The 18045-nt window shown below is 70.5% G+C and carries 18 protein-coding genes and 1 rRNA gene; 15 read left to right on the forward strand and 4 right to left on the reverse strand.

Annotated elements, in window-relative coordinates; translation table 11 throughout:
• Positions 1-123 precede the first annotated feature (123 nt).
• From rrf to ACIRVK_RS02520, 5 genes are all read left to right on the forward strand, one after another.
• Positions 124-240 (forward strand): 5S ribosomal RNA (gene rrf, locus ACIRVK_RS02500).
• Between the two features lie 69 nt (positions 241-309).
• The gene (locus ACIRVK_RS02505; RefSeq protein ID WP_404243165.1) at positions 310-954 is read left to right on the forward strand and encodes an HAD family hydrolase; all 645 of its coding nucleotides are present in this window, start codon (positions 310-312) and stop codon (positions 952-954) included.
• Positions 955-1024: 70 nt separating this feature from the next.
• Complete coding sequence (locus ACIRVK_RS02510) at positions 1025-1741, forward strand: VC0807 family protein (protein WP_404243167.1); 717 nt, start codon at positions 1025-1027, stop codon at positions 1739-1741.
• A gap of 93 nt (positions 1742-1834) precedes the next feature.
• Positions 1835-3055 (forward strand): MFS transporter, encoded by a 1221-nt coding sequence (locus tag ACIRVK_RS02515; protein WP_404243169.1) that lies wholly within the window; start codon positions 1835-1837, stop codon positions 3053-3055.
• Entirely contained in the window at positions 3006-4178 is a 1173-nt protein-coding gene (locus tag ACIRVK_RS02520; protein WP_404243171.1) for an acetoin utilization protein AcuC, read from the forward strand. The genes ACIRVK_RS02515 and ACIRVK_RS02520 overlap by 50 nt, the downstream gene beginning before the upstream one ends.
• Before the next feature lie 34 nt (positions 4179-4212).
• Here ACIRVK_RS02520 and ACIRVK_RS02525 read toward each other — a convergent pair whose 3' ends face one another.
• The gene (locus ACIRVK_RS02525; protein WP_404243174.1) at positions 4213-4656 is read right to left on the reverse strand and encodes a hypothetical protein; all 444 of its coding nucleotides are present in this window, start codon (positions 4654-4656) and stop codon (positions 4213-4215) included.
• A 218-nt stretch (positions 4657-4874) separates the two neighbouring features.
• On the opposite strand from ACIRVK_RS02525, the gene ACIRVK_RS02530 reads away from it, so the two are divergent.
• The 5 genes from ACIRVK_RS02530 to ACIRVK_RS02550 all read left to right on the forward strand — a co-directional run bounded on the left by ACIRVK_RS02530 (position 4875) and on the right by ACIRVK_RS02550 (position 8661).
• Positions 4875-5690 (forward strand): phosphatase, encoded by an 816-nt coding sequence (locus ACIRVK_RS02530; protein ID WP_404243177.1) that lies wholly within the window; start codon positions 4875-4877, stop codon positions 5688-5690.
• A gap of 129 nt (positions 5691-5819) precedes the next feature.
• Entirely contained in the window at positions 5820-6029 is a 210-nt protein-coding gene (locus ACIRVK_RS02535; protein WP_016437488.1) for a helix-turn-helix domain-containing protein, read from the forward strand.
• A 157-nt stretch (positions 6030-6186) separates the two neighbouring features.
• Complete coding sequence (locus tag ACIRVK_RS02540) at positions 6187-6285, forward strand: 30S ribosomal protein bS22 (protein WP_003948845.1); 99 nt, start codon at positions 6187-6189, stop codon at positions 6283-6285.
• Positions 6286-6532: 247 nt separating this feature from the next.
• Positions 6533-7594, forward strand: a complete 1062-nt coding sequence (locus tag ACIRVK_RS02545) for an NAD-dependent epimerase/dehydratase family protein (RefSeq protein WP_404243179.1) — start codon at positions 6533-6535, stop codon at positions 7592-7594.
• 14 nt (positions 7595-7608) lie between these two features.
• Positions 7609-8661 (forward strand): lysophospholipid acyltransferase family protein, encoded by a 1053-nt coding sequence (locus ACIRVK_RS02550; RefSeq protein ID WP_404243181.1) that lies wholly within the window; start codon positions 7609-7611, stop codon positions 8659-8661.
• 86 nt (positions 8662-8747) lie between these two features.
• Here ACIRVK_RS02550 and ACIRVK_RS02555 read toward each other — a convergent pair whose 3' ends face one another.
• The 3 genes from ACIRVK_RS02555 to ACIRVK_RS02565 form a co-directional block, all read right to left on the reverse strand.
• Positions 8748-9968 (reverse strand): DUF5667 domain-containing protein, encoded by a 1221-nt coding sequence (locus ACIRVK_RS02555; RefSeq protein WP_404243183.1) that lies wholly within the window; start codon positions 9966-9968, stop codon positions 8748-8750.
• A gap of 233 nt (positions 9969-10201) precedes the next feature.
• Complete coding sequence (locus ACIRVK_RS02560; RefSeq protein WP_404243187.1) at positions 10202-10975, reverse strand: ECF subfamily RNA polymerase sigma factor, BldN family; 774 nt, start codon at positions 10973-10975, stop codon at positions 10202-10204.
• A gap of 309 nt (positions 10976-11284) precedes the next feature.
• A complete protein-coding gene (locus ACIRVK_RS02565; RefSeq protein ID WP_404243189.1) occupies positions 11285-12196 on the reverse strand; it encodes an HAD family hydrolase in 912 nt (303 codons plus the stop codon).
• Between the two features lie 106 nt (positions 12197-12302).
• Between ACIRVK_RS02565 and ACIRVK_RS02570 the strand changes: the two genes are divergently transcribed.
• The 5 genes from ACIRVK_RS02570 (at position 12303) to ACIRVK_RS02590 (ending at position 18008) form a co-directional block, all read left to right on the forward strand.
• On the forward strand, positions 12303-12584 hold the full coding sequence (locus ACIRVK_RS02570) for a glutaredoxin family protein (protein WP_404243191.1): 282 nt from the start codon (positions 12303-12305) through the stop codon (positions 12582-12584).
• 246 nt (positions 12585-12830) lie between these two features.
• Positions 12831-13595, forward strand: coding sequence for a redox-sensing transcriptional repressor Rex (locus ACIRVK_RS02575; RefSeq protein WP_404243193.1), 765 nt, complete (start codon positions 12831-12833; stop codon positions 13593-13595).
• Entirely contained in the window at positions 13592-15352 is a 1761-nt protein-coding gene (locus tag ACIRVK_RS02580; protein WP_404243195.1) for a glutamyl-tRNA reductase, read from the forward strand. The genes ACIRVK_RS02575 and ACIRVK_RS02580 overlap by 4 nt, the downstream gene beginning before the upstream one ends.
• Positions 15349-16308 (forward strand): hydroxymethylbilane synthase, encoded by a 960-nt coding sequence (gene hemC, locus ACIRVK_RS02585; RefSeq protein WP_404243197.1) that lies wholly within the window; start codon positions 15349-15351, stop codon positions 16306-16308. The genes ACIRVK_RS02580 and hemC overlap by 4 nt, the downstream gene beginning before the upstream one ends.
• Positions 16305-18008, forward strand: coding sequence for a uroporphyrinogen-III synthase (locus ACIRVK_RS02590; protein ID WP_404243199.1), 1704 nt, complete (start codon positions 16305-16307; stop codon positions 18006-18008). The genes hemC and ACIRVK_RS02590 overlap by 4 nt, the downstream gene beginning before the upstream one ends.
• Positions 18009-18045 lie beyond the last annotated feature (37 nt).

Below are 18045 nucleotides of genomic sequence, written 5' to 3' on the forward strand. Positions count from 1 at the left end.
AGCCAGGTAACTGGTGGAGGTGACCGGTACTAATAGGCCGAGGGCTTGTCCTCAGTTGCTCGCGTCCACTGTGTTAGTTCTGAGGCAACGACCGTGTTTTTTTCCGGTCTAGTTTCATAGTGTTTCGGTGGTTATAGCGTGAGGGAAACGCCCGGTTACATTTCGAACCCGGAAGCTAAGCCTTACAGCGCCGATGGTACTGCAGGGGGGACCCTGTGGGAGAGTAGGACGCCGCCGAACAATCATTGCGAAAACCCCCGGCCGGGGATACCGGTCCGGGGGTTTTCTGCGTTCGGCTACCGTGGCTCCATGCGCTATGACCTCGTCATCTTCGACAACGACGGCGTCCTCGTCGACAGTGAGCCCATCTCCAACCGGCTCCTGGCCGCCTATCTGACCGAACTCGGGCACCCGACGTCGTACGAGGACTCCATCCGGGACTACATGGGGTCGGCGATGCACCGGATCCACGACCTGGTGCTGGAGCGGACAGGACGACGGCTGCCGGACGACTTCGACGACGTTTTCCACACGCGGGTGTTCGCCGCGTTCAAGCGGGAGTTGGAGCCGATGCCGGGGGCCGTCGAGGTGCTGGAGAAGCTGGCGGCGGACGGGGTGCCGTACTGCGTGGCGTCCTCCGGGAGTCATGCGCGGATCAGGGTGGGGCATCGGAAGACCGGGCTGGACCGGTGGTTCGGGGAGGGCCGGGTTTTCAGCTCGGAGGACGTGGGGCGGGGGAAGCCGGCGCCGGATCTGTTCCTGTACGCGGCCGAGCGGATGGGCGTCGCACCGGAGCGGTGCGTGGTCGTCGAGGACAGTCCGCTGGGGGTGCGGGCGGCTGTGGCGGCCGGGATGGACGTCTATGGGTTCACCGGCATGACGCCCGCCGCCAAGCTCGCCGGGGCCACCCAACTGTTCGGCGACATGGGTGAGTTGGCGGGGCTGCTCGGCTGACAAATGTCATGCCGAGCCCGGGACGATCGTTTCTACTGCCGTGGGGGTGCTCTCCGCGAAGGTGGAGGGCATGACGACGAAGACGAGCAACACCGACAAGACGAGCAAGAAGAACACCTTCGGGCCGCTGATCCTGGACGTGGCGGTGCCGCTCGGAACGTACTACCTGCTGAAGGACGGACTCGGTGCGAGCACGTTCGCCGCTCTGGCCTGGAGCAGTGTCGGGCCGGCGCTCCGGACGGTGTGGGGTGTGGTCAGGGAGCGGCGGGTCAACGGTCTGGCCGGGCTCATCCTGCTCGTGAACGTCGTTTCCCTGGCGCTGAGTTTCGTCTCCGGTGACCCGCGGCTGATGCTCGCCAAGGACAGCGGTGTCTCCAGCACCATCGGGATCGCGATCCTGGTGTCGGTGGCGCTGGGGCGGCCGATGATGACCGAGGGGCTCAAACCCTTCCTGGTCAAGGGGGACGCTGCCCGCGAAGCGGCCTTCGAGAGGCTGAGGGCCGGGTCCGCCGGCTTCCGGAAGGCGGAGCGTGCGTACTCCGTGGTGTGGGGTGTGGCGCTGCTCGCCGAGTGTGCGGTGCGGATCGTGGGGGCGTACACGCTGCCGGTGGACACCATGGTGTGGCTCGGTACGGTCGTCCTGCTCGGAGCCATCGGCATCGGCATGGTGGTCAGCGGGGGGCTCGCGGCCGAACCGATGGCGCGGATGGTCTCCGCCGAGGTGGACGCCGCCGAGGTGGACGCCGCCGAGACGACCGGGGTCCCGAAGGTCGCCGTCGCCGCCTGACAGTGCCGTGAGGAAAGCCGAAGGTAAAGCTGAAGGAAATTCATCTTTGGCTGGATCTACCCAGGGGTAGCCAGTGGCCCTACGCTCGCCGCCATGACAGATGTCTTGCGGCGCGGTAGGGCCTCTTTGGCGTTGAGCTTCTTCGCCCAGGGCGCCACCTTCGCCCTTCTGGTGACCCGCATCCCGGCCATCCAGGACCGGTACGGCGTCTCCGACGCGCTGCTGCCCGCCTTCCTGGCCGCCGTGCCGATCCTGGCCGGTGTCGGCAGCGTGACGACCGAGCAGTTGGTGAAGCGGGTCCGGCCCAGTCTGCTGCTGCGGTGTCTGCAGCCCGTGGTGATGCTGGCGCTGGTCGGGGTCGGGTCGGGGGACCGGCTCGCCGAGCTGGGAGTGGCGCTGGCCGCCTTCGGGCTCGCCGTGGGCGGCCTTGACGCCACCATGAACATGCTCGGGGTGAGCCTGCAGCGGTCGTACGGGCGCAGCATCATGCTCAGCTTCCATGCCGCGTTCAGTCTGGGCGGGATCGTGGGAGCCTCCCTGGCCTGGGTGGGGGCGCACTGGCATCTGGCGCTTTGGGTGTCGTATCTGCCGGTCGTGGCCGTGCTGCTGCCGGCCGTGCTGGTCGGGAGCCGGTGGTACGTCGACGCCGACCCGGCGGCGGTGGCGGGGGAGCAGGAGGAGGCGGGCGAGGGGCGGTCCGTCGTCTTCAAGCTGCTGCTGCCGTTGTGCCTGGTGATGACCTTCGCGTACATCGGGGACTCGACCGTCTCCAACTGGAGCGCGAAGTACCTCAAGGACGTGCTCGGGAGCTCGGAGCAGCTCTCGACGCTGCCGTACAACGTGTACATGGTGACCACGCTGCTGGGGCGGTCGCTGGGGGACGCGGGGGTACGGCGCTTCGGTGCCGTCGCGGTCGTACGGCTCGGGGCGGTGGTGGCGGCGCTGGGGTTCGCGGTGGTTGCCGTGGCTCCGGGGGCGTGGGTCGGGATGCTCGGGTTCACGCTGCTGGGGCTCGGGTTGTGTGTGCTGGTGCCGCAGACCTTCGCGGCCGCCGGGCGGCTGTTCCCGGGGGCGTCGGACGCTGCGGTGGCGCGGCTGAATGTGTTCAACTACGTCGGCTTCCTCGTCGGGTCGCCGCTCGTGGGTGCGCTGGGGGACGCCTGGAGCTATCGCGGGGCGATGCTCGTGCCGATGGTGTTGGTGCTGGTGACCCTGGTCTACGCCCGGTCGTTCGCTCCTCGGTCGGACCGATACGGTGGCGGACATGAGCGGCCGCGCACAGCTGATGTGGGACGAGGCAGTAACGGGCTATGACTTCGGTCCGGACCATCCGATGGATCCGGTCCGGCTCGCGCTGACCCGGCGGCTTGTCGACGCCTTCGGGCTCGACAAGGACGTCGAGGTGGTGGCGGCGAAGCCGGCCGGGGAGTCGACGCTGCGGCTCGTCCACCGGGAGGACTACATCGCGGCCGTGAAGGCGGCCTCGGCTGATCCGGGAGCCGCGCAGGGGGCGTACGGGATCGGGACGATGGACGATCCCGCGTTCGCCGGGATGCACGAGGTGTCGGCGCTGATCGCGGGGCAGTCGGTGGGTGCCGCGGAGGCGGTGTGGCGGGGTGAGGCGCTGCATGCCGTGAACTTCGCGGGCGGGCTGCACCACGCGATGCCCGGGGGCGCGTCCGGATTCTGCATCTACAACGACGCGGCGCTGGCGATCGCCCGGCTGCTGGAGCTGGGGGCCGAGCGGGTCGCCTACATCGATGTGGACGTGCATCACGGCGACGGTGTGCAGGCGGCCTTCTGGGAGGATCCGCGGGTTCTGACGATCTCGCTGCACGAGCATCCGCGGACCCTGTTCCCGCAGACCGGGTGGCCGGAGGAGACGGGCGCGGACTCGGCCGAGGGGGCGGCCGTCAATCTCCCGTTGCCGGCGGGGACCGGCGACGCGGGGTGGCTGCGGGCCTTCCACGCGGTGGTGCCGGAGCTGATCGCGGACTTCCGGCCGCAGGTGCTGGTGACGCAGCACGGGGCCGACACGCACTTCGAGGATCCGCTGGCGCATCTCGCCGTCTCTTTGGACGCGCAGCGGGCCGTGCAGGTGGCCTGTCACGAGCTGGCGCACGAGTACGCCGACGGGCGGTGGGTCGCGCTCGGCGGGGGTGGGTACGCCGTGGTCGAGGTGGTGCCGCGGTCGTGGACCCATCTCGTGGCGATCGCGGCGGGGCGGCCCGTGGAGCCGGAGGAGATGATCCCGGAGGGCTGGCGGCAGGAAGTCTTCGCGCGGACCCGGCAGTTGGCGCCGGCGCGGATGACGGACGGGCGGTGGCCGGTGGCCTTCGCGGGCTGGGACGAGGGCTACGACCCCGCCGACCGCCTGGACCAGGCGGTGCTGGCGACCAGGCGGGCGGTGTTCCCGTTGCGGGGGCTGCTGGCGTAGCCGACCCGGGGTCGACCACGCCGGCGGCGTCGGGTCAGGGGCAGAGACCCGTGTCCGAGTTGTAGTAGATGTCGATCGAGCCGCTCCAGGTGAAGCACACGCCGGCCTTGTCGGGCAGGTTCTTGTACACCGGCCCGGCGTAGGTGGTGTAGGAGCCGGAGTCCCGCGCCGGGCGGTTGGCGGACGGCCAGGTGTCCAGGGTGACCTCCATGAAGATGCGCGCGCCGGGCTTGGTGCGCACGGTGACGGCGCACATCTTCTGGTCCTTGGAGCTGTAGGTCACGTACGTGGTGGCGGCCACGGTCCGCGGCGAGGACGGGATCGGCGTTTCCCTGATGACGTCGTAGCCCTTGCCGCACGCTCCGTTGTAGGCGCCGGCGGCCGCGGCCGAGGCCGGGGCGGTCGCGGCGAGGGTGCCGCCGAGGGCGAGGACGGCGAGGGCGCCGACGGTGGCTGCCTTGCGGCGGATCGCGTTCATGGTGTTCCCCCTGTTGGTGTGGGTCTGCTGGTGTGTCGGTCTGGTCGGGACGGCCGGTCGTCGCCGTCCACGCAGAAGGAGACCCGGGAGCCCCAGGGACAGTTGTGGGCTTTTTTGTCGCGGTCCTGTCACTGGTGTCACAGGTGCTGTTACGCCGACTGTGCGGTGTTTTCCTGTTCGGGTGGCCGTGGGCCGGGCGGTCCGTCAGCATCGCTGACGTGTTGAGCACCGGAGCCCTCCGCACGCATCTGCTGGCCGCCCGGCTCGCCGGGCCCGTCGCCACCTCCCGCGAGGAGAGTCTGCGGAGCTACCGGCTCTTCGCCGCGCGTGATCCTCGCGCGCTGATCGGACTCGATCCCGAAGGGGACTGGGCAGAGCGGGATGTGATCGGACTGATGGCGGACAAGTGTGGGGTTTCGGCCGATCCCGGTCATGTTTCCGGTCAGGATGTGATCGATCCGGAGCTGACACTGACCGCGCTGGACGCGTTCGCCGAGCGTCTCGCCGTGGCCGCCCGGCGCGGCGCACCCGTCCTGCTCGGCACCGGGCACCCCCATCGGCTGCTCGGGTTCTACGCCGCGTTGGCGGACGCGCTGTCGGCGGCGGGATGTGCCGTCCTCACACCGGCGCATGGTCGCCGTGTCGACATAACGACCCGGTTCGGTCTACGCACGTACAACCTCGAATACGTACGACGAGTCGCGCTCGTCCGCGAACCCGGTGCCCGGCGCCCCGGTTGTGCGACCGGCGTGCACACGCACTCGCCGCTCCCGGTTCGGCTCGCGCTGGCCGCGGCCGCCGAGGTCGGCGGGCCGCTGCCCGAACTGGTCGTCGGCGATCACGGCTGGGTCTGCGGGGCAGGTCAGCTGGGGTTCGAGGCCATCGGGCTGGCCGACACGGACGACCCGGCGCTGTTCGTGGGGGAGGCCGAGGGAGTCGTGTCCGTCGCCGTTCCACTTGATGACGCCGTGCGGTCCGATTACTACCTGCCGCTGACCCGCTACGTACTCAATCGAGCGTGTCTGTCACAGTAGGCCGCCGATGGGTGCACCTCTTCCCCACTCGCATCACCCGCCCCTACATTGGGGAGTGAGCACGCAGCGACGAAGAGTCACCGGAAGGGGAAGCCGGTGGCCGTCGAGTGCGGAAGGTTCAGGTGTGTCATGGCTGCTGAGCAGAGGCCTCTGAGCGAGGTTCAGTTCCTTACCGTGGCGGAGGTCGCCTCGGTGATGCGAGTGTCGAAGATGACCGTGTACCGGCTGGTGCACAGCGGTCATCTGCCCGCGATCAGGGTGGGGCGGTCCTTCCGCGTCCCCGAGAACGCGGTTCACGAGTACCTCCGCGAGAGCTACGTGGGGGTGGAAACCGCCTGACGACTCTCGGGTCGGGGGGATCCTCAGGGCACTTCGGGATCTCCCCCGACGCCCTCGATTACGACCTCAGCGCTCGGACCGGTAGGCTAGCCCCTCGTAGGTCGTGTGGGCCCATGGCGCCCAAACACCGAGTGATGAGAAGTGAGCGAGGGTAGTCGTGGGCTCTGTTATCAAGAAGCGGCGCAAGCGGATGGCCAAGAAGAAGCACCGCAAGCTGCTCAAGCGCACGCGCGTTCAGCGCCGCAACAAGAAGTAAGCGGCGCCGTAGAGCGTGTTGTGGCCCCCCACCAGTCTGGGTGGGGGGCCACACGCATTTACGGACCCGGCGTGTCCGTGCCTATGCACGCGTTTCACATGGCCGGCTCTGATCGTATGTCTGTGGACGCCGTCACTTCGTGCATCGGGCGGTCATCACAGCGCAACATCGACCCGCTAGGTTGGCCGTGAACGGGGAACGCGGCAGGCTACGACTACCGGACGGTTCTGGAAGGAAGGCGCTGATCTTGGGCAAGGTCGTGCTCGTCACCGGAGTGGCCCGCAGGCTCGGGGGCCGGTTCGTACGACGGATCCAGCGTGACCCGCAGGTGGACCGGGTCGTCGCCGTGGACGCGGTCCCACCCGAGCACCATCTCGGGGGCGCCGACTTCATCCAGGCAGACATCCGCCAGCCCGGCATAGCGCGTGTGCTCGCGGAGGCCGGTGCCGACACGGTCGTACACCTGGACGTGACGGCCATGGCGATCGGCAGCGGCAGCCGGACCACGGTCAAGGAGACCAACGTCATCGGCACGATGCAGCTGCTCGGCGCCTGCCAGAAGTCGCCGACGGTCAAGCGGCTGGTGGTGAAGTCCAGTACGAACGTCTACGGCTCCGCGCCCCGCGATCCCGCCGTGTTCACGGAGACCACCCCGCCCAAGTCGCTGCCCTCCGGCGGCTTCGCCAAGGACACGGTCGAGGTCGAGGGGTACGTCCGCGGCTTCGCCCGTCGGCGGCCGGACGTGGCCGTGTGTGTGCTGCGGTTCGCCAACATCCTCGGGCCGACCGCCGACACCCCGCTCGCCTCGTACTTCTCGCTGCCCGTCCTGCCGACCGTGTTCGGCTACGACCCCCGGCTGCAGTTCGTGCACGAGGACGACGTGAACGAGGTGCTGCGGATCGCCTCGCACGAGCCGGAGCGGGGCACGCTCAACAGCGGCACCTTCAACATCGCCGGTGACGGGGTGCTGTTGCTGTCGCAGTGCTCGCGGCGGCTCGGCAAGCCCACCGTGCCGCTGCTGCTGCCCGCCGTCACCTGGGCCGGCTCGATGGTGCGGACGCTGGGCGTGACGGACTTCTCGCCCGAGCAGATCCGGCTGCTCACCCACGGCCGGGTCGTGTCGACGGACCAGATGCGGGAGACGCTCGGGTTCCGGCCGAAGTACACCACCGCGGAGACCTTCGCGGACTTCGCGCGCAGCCACGGACCCGGCCTCCTGCCGCCGGAGGCCCTCGCGGGGGCCGTCGACCGGATCGCCGCACTGCCCGCCCTGGGCGGTGGCCACCCCCCGACGCAGAGCGCCAACTGAGGAGCGCATCAACGATGGCGGACGCCAAGGTCATTCCGTTCGACGACGACCGGTCCCGCGGGGGCGCCGCGCAGCGGCCGCCGCGGCGCCGGGGCGTGGGGAGCAGGCGCAGGAACACGGAACCCGCGCTGGTCGGCGAGGTCCAGCCCCTGCCCGGCAGGGGCCCGGCGCAGGATGATGTTCCTGTGACGCCTGAGGAACAGCGGCCCGAGAAGCCGCAGGACGGCGGCGGCCTGGAGCGCCGCGTCGCGAGCGGCCTCGACTTCCTGCGCCGCCGGCTCACCGGCGACTACGAGGTCGACGACTTCGGCTACGACGAGGAGCTGACCGACCAGGTCCTGATGTCCCTGCTGCGGCCGGTGTACGAGAAGTACTTCCGGGTCGAGGTGAAGGGCGTCGAGAACATCCCGACCGAGGGCGGCGCGCTGATCGTCGCCAACCACTCGGGGACCCTCCCACTGGACGGCCTGATGATGCAGGTCGCCGTCCACGACCACCACCCCGGCGGCCGGCATCTGCGTCTCCTCGCGGCCGACCTGGTCTTCGTGCTGCCGGTGGTCAACGAACTGGCCCGCAAGCTCGGCCACACCCTGGCCTGCGCGGAGGACGCCGAACGGCTGCTCGGGCAGGGCGAGTTGGTCGGGGTGATGCCGGAGGGCTTCAAGGGCATCGGCAAGCCCTTCAGCGAGCGCTACAAGCTCCAGCGCTTCGGCCGGGGCGGTTTCGTCTCCACGGCCCTGCGCCAGGGCACGCCGATCATCCCGTGCTCGATCGTCGGCGCGGAGGAGATCTACCCGATGATCGGCAACGCGAAGACCCTCGCCCGCGTCCTCGGCTTCCCGTACTTCCCGCTGACGCCGACCTTCCCGTGGCTCGGTCCGCTCGGGGCGATCCCGCTGCCCACCAAGTGGACGATCCAGTTCGGCGAGCCGATCCCCACGGACGGCTACCCGCCGGAGGCCGCCGACGACCCGATGCTGATGTTCAACCTGACGGACCAGGTCAGGGAACAGATCCAGCACACGCTCTACAAGCTGCTGGTGCAGCGGCGGTCGGTGTTCTTCTGAAGGCGCCGGCCCGCAGGCCCGCCGGTTCTCCGGGTACGACGACGGGGGCGCCCCTCCGGGAAGGGGCGCCCCCGTCGTCGTACGGGCTAGGAGGGCTGGGAGTTCGTGTCCTCGCCGTTGATGCCCAGGCCCGGGAGGAGACCCGGGAGCAGGGGCGGAACCGTGACGCCCGGGTTGGTCGTCGGGGACTTGCTCTCGGACGGGGAGGCGCCACCGGACTTCGGCGGGTCGAGGAGGCCTCCCGTGTTGCCGCCGAGCAGGCCCTCGGTGCCGGTGGACGCCGACTTGCTGGGGCTGCTGGAGTGGCCGCTGCCGGAGGTGCCGTCGCCCGCGCCGGGTGCCGTCGAGCCGTGGCGGGTGCCGGACGTGCCGGTGGACGCCGTGCCCGAGCCGTGCCGGTCGCTGCTTCCGCCCTGGGCCGGGGTTTGGGGGAGCAGGGACTGCAGCGGGGCGACCTCTTCGTCTATGGCGGCGAAGACCGACGACACCTGCTCGCTGACGTCCCCCAGCTGCACGGGGAGCTTCTCGCGCAGGACGCCCCAGGCCTCGCGGTGGGTGCGGGAGAAGGCGGACAGCGCCTGGATGGGGCCGAGCTGCTGCGGGTCGCGTTCGTACGCCTCGTGCAGCAGGCGGTGGCCCTCGGAGGCGTCGTGCGTCATGCCCGACAGGGTGCGCCGGATCTCGCCCAGGGACTCGTGGTCGAGGTGGCCGCCGCGGCCGCGGTCCAGCAGCCGCCGGGCCTCGTTGAGCCGGGTGGAGGCCAGGTCGAGGTAGGCCTGGCCCTGCTCGTCGGCACCCTCGGTGAGGTAGTTGAGCTTGAAGTCCTCGATGCCGCGTTTGAGGCCGTACAGCGAGTCACCGGGCAGGGCGTCCGAGCTGGCGGCGGCGACACCGCCGAAGGCGCCCGCGGCGACGCCGACACTGAGCCCGCCCGCGGCGAGGCCCTTGGTCAGCCGGGATCGCGGACGCAGCTTGCCCAGCCCACTCGCCCGGTGCGCTCCCCGGGCGCGGCGCGAGCGCTGCCCGGGCACCGAAGGATCCGCCGCCTCGCCCCCCGCGTCCTCCTGCAGCATGGCCTCGAACGCGGCCACAAGGCGGGTCCGCTGGACGACCTTGACCTCGGGGTCCAGCTCCGGTCGGGGCAGCTCGCCGAGATCCACCACGAGGGACAACAGGTGGGCCTGCTCGGTGCGTTCCCCCGGTGGGGGGGCTTCGGACTGCTCGGCCGCCGTGTCCCGGTCGGGCTGCTCGTCCAGGGCCTGGGCGAAGGCGTTCGCCCGCCGGTGCGCCGATACGTTCGCGATCACTGGCGGCACCTCCTCTCGTCATGACGGTCGACTCCCCAGGGGGTCCTGAGGGTTGCACACCTTGACCGCATCCACACGAACGAGTGATCGGAGTCGGCCAGGGGGTGACCACAGGGAGCCTGCATCCCGCACAACGAGTGGCGCGCCACTTGGGTTACGGACGGCGGATGATCGGATCGAGGAGTCAACGGACTTTCACTGTGGGCGAGTTGGACGTCACGGACGGTGGCCGTTCAGCGCGCGTCCTCCGGGAGGAGACGGGCGAGGGTGCGGACGGCCCGGTACTGGAGCGTCTTGATGGCGCCCTCGTTCTTGCCCATCACGCGCGCGGTCTCGGCGACGGACAGGCCCTGCAGGAAGCGGAGCGTCACACACTCCTGCTGCTGGGGGTTGAGACGCCGTACGGCGTCCAGCAGCGCGGCGTTCGACAGGGACTCCAGGACGGAGTCCTCGGGGGAGCGCTCGACCTCGTTGGCGTCGAGCATCTCGCCGGTGGTGACCTCGAGGCGGAAGCGGCTCGACTTGAAGTGGTCGGCCACCAGGTTGCGGGCGATCGTGACCAGCCAGGCGCCGAAGTCGCGGCCCTGCCAGGTGAACGTGCCGATGCGGCGCAGGGCGCGCAGGAACGTCTCGCTGGTGAGGTCCTCGGCGGTGGCCTTTCCGCCCACGCGGTAATAGATGTACCGGTAGACGGTGTCGCTGTACTGGTCGTAGAGGCGTCCGAAGGCGTCGGCCTCGCCGGCCTGGGCGCGTTCGACCAGGTCCATCATCCGGGCGCTGTCACTGTCCGCGGCCGGACGGCGGGCGGTGGTGGCGCCGGCCGAGCGGCCCCTTCTGCCGACGGCGGCGCCGCCGTCGGCGAGCGCGTAGCACGGGCCGGCGGGGGTGGTGGCTACGGCGAGGGCGGGTACGGCGATCGCGGTGGGGACGAGGTCGCGCAGTAGGCGTTGGACCGTTGCGCGCAGCGTAGCCAGGCCCGAGGCGTCAACCCCGACGTGTGAGGACACGGGACTCCCAGAGGCAGAGCTTCCATCACGTGCAGTGCGGGACCGTTCACCCGTCGTAGCGACGGAGGGGTACCGGTTTGCGTCTGAGGAGAATAACGCTTCGTGCAGGCGCCGCTACACCGAGTTGCTCAAATCATCGATTACGTCGCTTCTGTAACCGAATGACGGCCCGTCAAGTGCCGGAGAGTGACTGATTGTTGATCGAAAGAGATCGGGTTGGGGCAGGGATCAGGGCGTGTTGTGGCTGTGCGCCGACAACAGGTCTGCGGGCGCGGTTCGGGGGTACGCCTTGTGTTTCGGGCGCGGGTTTCAGCGGCGGCGTCGGCTGATGGCGATCGCCGCTGCCGTGCCGCCCGCAACCGCGCCCACTCCCGCCGCCGCCGGGATGCCCACCTTGGCCGCCTTCCTGCCCGTCCTGTAGTCGCGGAGGCGCCAGTCCAGGTTGCGGGCGTGTTTGCGGAGCTTGGTGTCGGGGTTGATGGCGTAGGGGTGGCCGACCAGGGACAGCATGGGGATGTCGTTGTGGCTGTCGCTGTAGGCGGCGCAGCGGGAGAGGTCCAGGTTCTCCGCCGCGGCCAGGGCGCGCACCGCCTCCGCCTTCGCCGGGCCGTGCAGGGGCTCGCCCACGAGCTTGCCGGTGTAGACGCCGTCGACCGACTCGACGACCGTGCCGAGGGCGCCGGTGAGGCCGAGGCGGCGGGCGATCACCGTGGCGATCTCTACGGGGGCCGCGGTGACCAGCCACACACGCTGGCCGGCGTCGAGGTGGGCCTGCGCGAGGGCGCGGGTGCCCGGCCAGATGCGCTCGGCCATGTACTCGTCGTAGATCTCCTCGCCGATCGACTGGAGTTCGGCGACGCGGTGGCCCTTGACGATGGACAGGGCGGAGTCGCGGGCGTCCTGCATGTGCTCGGGGTCCTCGACGCCGACGAGGCGGAACCACGCCTGCTGCCAGGCGAACCGGGCGAGGTCGCGGGTCTCGAAGAACTTCCGCTTGTACAGCCCGCGGCCGAAGTGGAAGAGGGACGCGCCCTGCATCACGGTGTTGTCCAGGTCGAAGAACGCGGCGGCCTTGTCGTCGCCGAGCACCGGGAACTCCTGTTCCTTCGGCGGGACGTCCTGCGAGGACTTGCGTGCGGCCTCCGCCGAGGCCTCGCCTGCCAACACGCTCCGCGCCGTGGCGGAGCGCCTACGGGGAGTGAGCCATCCGAGAGCGGCCATGCCCGTGAGCATAGCCAGTTTGTTCGGTGGTTCCGGTGTCGAGAGGTTTGGAGGCTGTGAACACTGCACGACCGAGCCGTTAAACAGGCGGGATACTGGCGGGACAATGGCCGACATGGCTCCCATCTTCCGGCGTAAGCCCGCTCCGCATGAGCGATTGGTCACTCTCATCGGCAAGCCCGACTGTCATCTGTGCGAGGACGCGCAGCTCGTGGTGGAGAAGGTGTGCGGTGAACTCGGCGTCCCCTGGGAGGGGAAGGACATCACCCAGGACCGCGCCCTGCACGACGCGTACTGGGAGCAGATTCCGGTCGTGCTCGTCGACGGGAGGCAGCACACGTTCTGGCGCGTGGACGAGGGTCGGCTCCGCAAGGAACTGACTGATTAGTACAAGGCGGGTCGCACGTCGCTTAGGATCGACGGTGATCTGGTCTCGGGGGCGGGATTCGCGAGGAGAGTGTCGGTTTTGCCCCCTGGGATACGCCTGGGACGTGTGTGCGTGACCCCGGTCACGTTGCCCGGGCAAATCGGACACCATCTTTGTGCACGCGTTCACAAAGACATAGCCTGCTGTCGACGGGGCGGTCTGGGTACGTGTGACCGCCCGCAGCCCCGCTCTACCCGCAGGAGCACCGTGGCAACTGGCCGAACTCACCGACCGGCGACCCGAAGCCGAGGGATTCCCGAGGCCACCGTCGCCAGGCTTCCGCTGTACCTCCGAGCCCTGACCGCACTGTCGGAGCGCTCGGTACCCACGGTCTCCTCGGAGGAGCTCGCGGCCGCTGCGGGGGTCAACTCCGCCAAGCTGCGCAAGGACTTCTCGTACCTTGGTTCGTACGGCACGCGCGGTGTCGGCTATGACGTCGAGTATCTCGTCTACCAGATCTCCCGCGAACTCGGGCTCACCCAGGACTGGCCCGTCGTCATCGTCGGCATCGGCAACCTCGGCGCCGCCCTGGCCAACTACGGCGGGTTCGCCTCCCGCGGCTTCCGCGTCGCCGCGCTCATCGACGCCGACCCGGCGATGGCCGGCAAGCCCGTCGCCGGGATGCCGGTGCAGCACACCGATGAACTGGAGAAGATCATCGAGGACAACGGGGTGTCGATCGGTGTGATCGCCACTCCCGCCGGTGCCGCCCAGCAGGTCTGCGACCGGCTCGTGGCCGCCGGGGTCACCTCCATCCTGAACTTCGCGCCCACCGTGCTGTCCGTGCCGGACGGCGTCGACGTGCGCAAGGTGGACCTCTCCATCGAGCTGCAGATCCTCGCCTTCCACGAGCAGCGCAAGGCCGGCGAGGAGGGCGCGGCGTCCGACGGCGCGCACCCGGCCGCCGCCGCGCACCACGAGTCCGCCGAACAGGGACCCGACGGGGATCTGCCCGCCGTGATGCCGGCATGAGTCTCCTCGTCGTCGGGCTGAGCCACCGCAGCGCCCCGGTCAGCGTGCTGGAGCGGGCCACGCTGGGGGCGGACGCCCAGGTCAAGCTGTTGCAGGACACGGTCGCCGCGGAGCCGGCCGCCGAGGCCGCGGTGCTGGCCACCTGCAACCGGATCGAGCTGTACGCCGACGTGGACAAGTTCCACGCCGGTGTCGCCGAGCTGTCGACGCTGCTCGCCCAGCACAGCGGGGTGGGGCTCGACGAGCTGACGCCGTATCTGTACGTGCACTACGAGGACCGTGCCGTCCACCATCTGTTCTCGGTGGCCTGCGGGCTGGACTCGATGGTCGTCGGCGAGGGGCAGATCCTCGGCCAGATAAAGGACTCGCTGGCCAAGGCGCAGGATCTGCACACCGCCGGGCGACTGCTCAACGATCTGTTCCAGCAGGCGTTGCGGGTCGGGAAGCGGGCGCACTCGGAGACGGGGATCGACCGGGCCGGGCAGTCGCTCGTGACGTTCGGTCTGGAGCAGCTGGCCGCCGGTGCGGATGTGCAGGTGTGGGCCCGGGGGAAGAAGGCGCTGGTCATCGGGGCGGGGTCGATGTCCTCGCTGGCCGCGGCCACGCTGGCGCGGGCCGGGGTGGCGGAGGTCGTGATCGCCAACCGGACGGCTGATCGGGCCGAGCGGCTGGCGTCGATCCTGAACGACGGGGGCGACGGGGAGGTTCTGGCTCGGGCGGTGCCGATGGGGGCGGTGTCGGGGGAGCTGACACGTGCCGATGTCGTGGTGAGCTGTACCGGGGCGACCGGACTTGTGCTGTCGGCTGAGGCGGTTGCCGCGGCTGTTGGCGGGCGGGTGCCGGATGCTGGTGCCGGCGGGGGGTTGGACGCGCGGCCCGGCGCTGGCAGGGTGCCGCCTGTCTTTGGGTCGGGAGCCGCCCAAGCGGCACGACTGCCCGCAGACTCCGCAACGACGGAAGAGAACTGTCCGCTCGACCTCCCCTCGCTCCAGGGTGCCGCCGACTTCTCCGTGCTGGGGGAAGGGGCCGTTGCCGGGATGGCTGCTGCTGAGCTTGAGCAGCATGCCGCCTGGGTGGAGAACGCGCCTCGGCCGCAGGCGCGTGGGGGTGCCGCCTCGTTCGATCCCGCGCGGGACGCGGAGGCCATCGCGGCGCTGGCCGCGCTCGCCGCCACCGTCGGGCGGATTCCCGAGCGGCGCAAGCCCGAACCCGTCGCCGAGCCCCCGCGGCCCGCGCCCGTGCTGTTCCTGCTGGACCTCGCCATGCCCCGGGACATCGACGCCGCGGCGCACCGGCTGGGCGGGGTGCGGCTGGTGGACATCGAGTCGCTGGCCGAGGCGTCCGCGGACGCCCCGATGGCGGCCGACGTCGACCAGGTGCGGCGGATCGTCGCCGACGAGGTCGCCGCGTTCGGGGCGGCGCTGCGGGCCGCGCACATCACGCCGACCGTGGTGGCGCTGCGGACCATGGCCGCCGACGTCGTCGCCGGTGAGATCGCCCGGCTCGAGGGGCGGCTGCCGGGGCTGGACGACAAGCACCGGGCCGAGATCACGCAGACCGTGAAACGTGTCGTCGACAAACTGCTGCACGCGCCTACAGTGCGCGTCAAGCAACTCGCGGCTGAGCCCGGCGGAGCTGGGTACGCGGACGCGTTGCGCACTTTGTTCGACCTCGACCAGGAGACGGTGGATGCCGTCTCCCGGGCCGAGGGCGCCGACGACGAACCTGAGAACAGCAAGGACCGAGGGCCGGCATGAGTGACAGGACACTGAGACTGGGGACGAGGCGGAGCAGACTCGCCATGGCCCAGTCCGGGCAGGTGGCGGAGGCCGTGAGCCGGGTGACCGGCCGGCCCGTCGAGCTGGTCGAGATCACCACCTACGGCGACACCTCCCGCGAACACCTCGCGCAGATCGGCGGCACCGGCGTGTTCGTCACGGCGCTGCGCGACGCGCTGCTGCGGGGCGAGGTCGACTTCGCGGTTCATTCGCTGAAGGACCTGCCGACCGCGCAGCCCGAGGACCTGGTCCTGGCCGCCGTACCGGTGCGCGAGGACCCGAGGGACGTGATCGTCGCCCGGGACGCGCTGAAGTTCACCGACCTGCCGCGCGGCGCGCGGATCGGGACGGGTTCGCCGCGGCGGACGGCCCAGTTGAACGCGTACGCGCGCGGGCACGGGCTGGACATGGAGACCGTGCCGATACGGGGCAACGTCGACACCCGGATCCGGTACGTGCACGACGGTGAGCTGGACGCCGTGGTCCTCGCCGCCGCAGGCCTGAGCCGGATGGGCCGGATCGACGAGGTCACCGACTTCCTGTCGATAGACACCGTGCTGCCCGCCCCCGGCCAGGGGGCACTGGCGATCGAGTGCGCCGCGGACCACGCGGACCTCGTCGCCGCGCTCGGAGAGCTCGACGACCCGTTCACCCGGGCCGCCGTGACCGCCGAGCGGTCACTGCTCGCCGCCCTGGAGGCCGGCTGCAGCGCACCCGTGGGGGCGCTCGCCGACCTTCTGGCCGACGGGCAGACTGTCAAGGAAATGCGCCTGCGAGGCGTCGTCGGCACGACCGACGGCGCGCGTACGGTGCAGTTGTCCACCACCGGTCCCGTGCCCGAGACATACGACCAGGCAATGGCGCTCGGCCGTGAACTCGCGGCCGAGATGCTTGCCCAGGGCGCGGCCGGTCTGATGGGGGAGCGAGCACATTGAGCCCCACCACCCTTCCCACCGGCCTCGATCACGGGCACGTCACCTTCCTGGGTGCCGGACCCGGGGATCCGGGACTGCTGACTCTGCGCGCCGTGGAGGCGCTGGCGAACGCGGACGTCCTCGTCGCCGAGCACGACGTGCTCGACGTGGTGCGCCTGCACGCCAGGCAGGGCGTCGCCGAGGTGCACACGGATGGGGGTCCTTCGTCGGATCCGGTTCCGGGCACGGGCACACCTCAGCTGGCGGTCGTTGACGGCACGTCAACAACCGTCGGGGCCCCCGCGGTACGGGATGCCGCACATCTTGTCATGGAGGCCGCGCGGGGCGGCAGGCGGGTCGTGCGTGCGGTGTCCGGGGACCCGGGCCTCGACACGTACGCCGCCGAGGAGATGCTCGCGTGCGTCCGTGCCGGGGTTCCGTTCGAGGTCGTGCCGGGTGTCGCCGCGGCCGTCGGCGTGCCCGCGTACGCCGGTGTCCCGCTGCGGGACGCGGAGGGCGCGGACGTGCGGTTCGTGGACGCCCGTACCGCCTCCGACCGGTGCTGGACCGAGGTCGGCGCATCGGACGGGACGGTGGTCGTCTCGACGACGCTCGACTCCGTCGGTGCGGCCGCCGGGGAACTGGTGTCCGCCGGACGCAAGCCGGACACCCCGATGACCGTCACGATCGGCGGTACGACCACCCGGCAGCGGACCTGGACGGCGACCCTGGGGACCATCGCCCAGACGCTGAAGCAGGCGAAGGTGCTGCCCTCGCCGGAAGGCGGCCGGCCGGTGATAGCCGTGGTCGGTGAGCGTTCCGCCGCGGCCCAGCGCGACCAGCTGTCGTGGTTCGAGAACAAGCCGCTGTTCGGCTGGAAGGTTCTCGTGCCGCGCACCAAGGAGCAGGCGGCGTCGCTCTCCGACCAGTTGCGGTCCTACGGGGCCGTGCCGCACGAGGTCCCGACGATCGCCGTCGAGCCGCCGCGCACGCCCCAGCAGATGGAGCGGGCCGTGAAGGGGCTCGTGACCGGGCGGTACGAGTGGATCGCGTTCACCTCGGTGAACGCCGTGCGGGCCGTCCGCGAGAAGTTCGAGGAGTACGGGCTCGACGCGCGGGCCTTCGCGGGGATCAAGGTCGCCGCGGTGGGCGAGCAGACGGCGAAGGCGCTGGTCGCCTTCGGTGTGAAGCCGGACCTGGTGCCGAGCGGGGAGCAGTCCGCCGCCGGTCTGCTGGAGGACTGGCCGCCCTACGACCCCGTGTTCGACCCGATCGACCGGGTCTTCCTGCCGCGCGCCGACATCGCCACCGAGACGCTGGTCGCCGGGCTCATCGAGCTGGGCTGGGAGGTCGACGACGTCACGGCGTACCGGACCGTGCGGGCCTCGCCGCCGCCGGCGGAGACGCGGGAGGCGATCAAGGGGGGCGGCTTCGACGCCGTTCTCTTCACCTCCTCCTCGACCGTGCGGAACCTGGTGGGTATCGCGGGCAAGCCGCACAACGTGACGGTGATCGCGTGTATCGGGCCGGCGACGGCGAAGACGGCGGAGGAGCACGGGCTGCGGGTGGACGTCATGGCCCCCGAGCCGTCCGTGCACAAGCTGGCGGAGGCGCTGGCGGACTACGGCCTGCGACGGCGCGCCGCCGCGCTGGAGGCCGGTGATCCGGTCACGCGGCCGAGCGAGCGGCGGCCGGGGGCTCGGCGGCGCCGGACGACCTGACGGTGCGGCAGGGAGGTCGCCTTGAGGACCTCCCTGC

Origin of the sequence: Streptomyces sp. NPDC101152 (genome assembly GCF_044768275.1) — a bacterium.
In the GTDB taxonomy this organism is placed as follows: domain Bacteria; phylum Actinomycetota; class Actinomycetes; order Streptomycetales; family Streptomycetaceae; genus Streptomyces.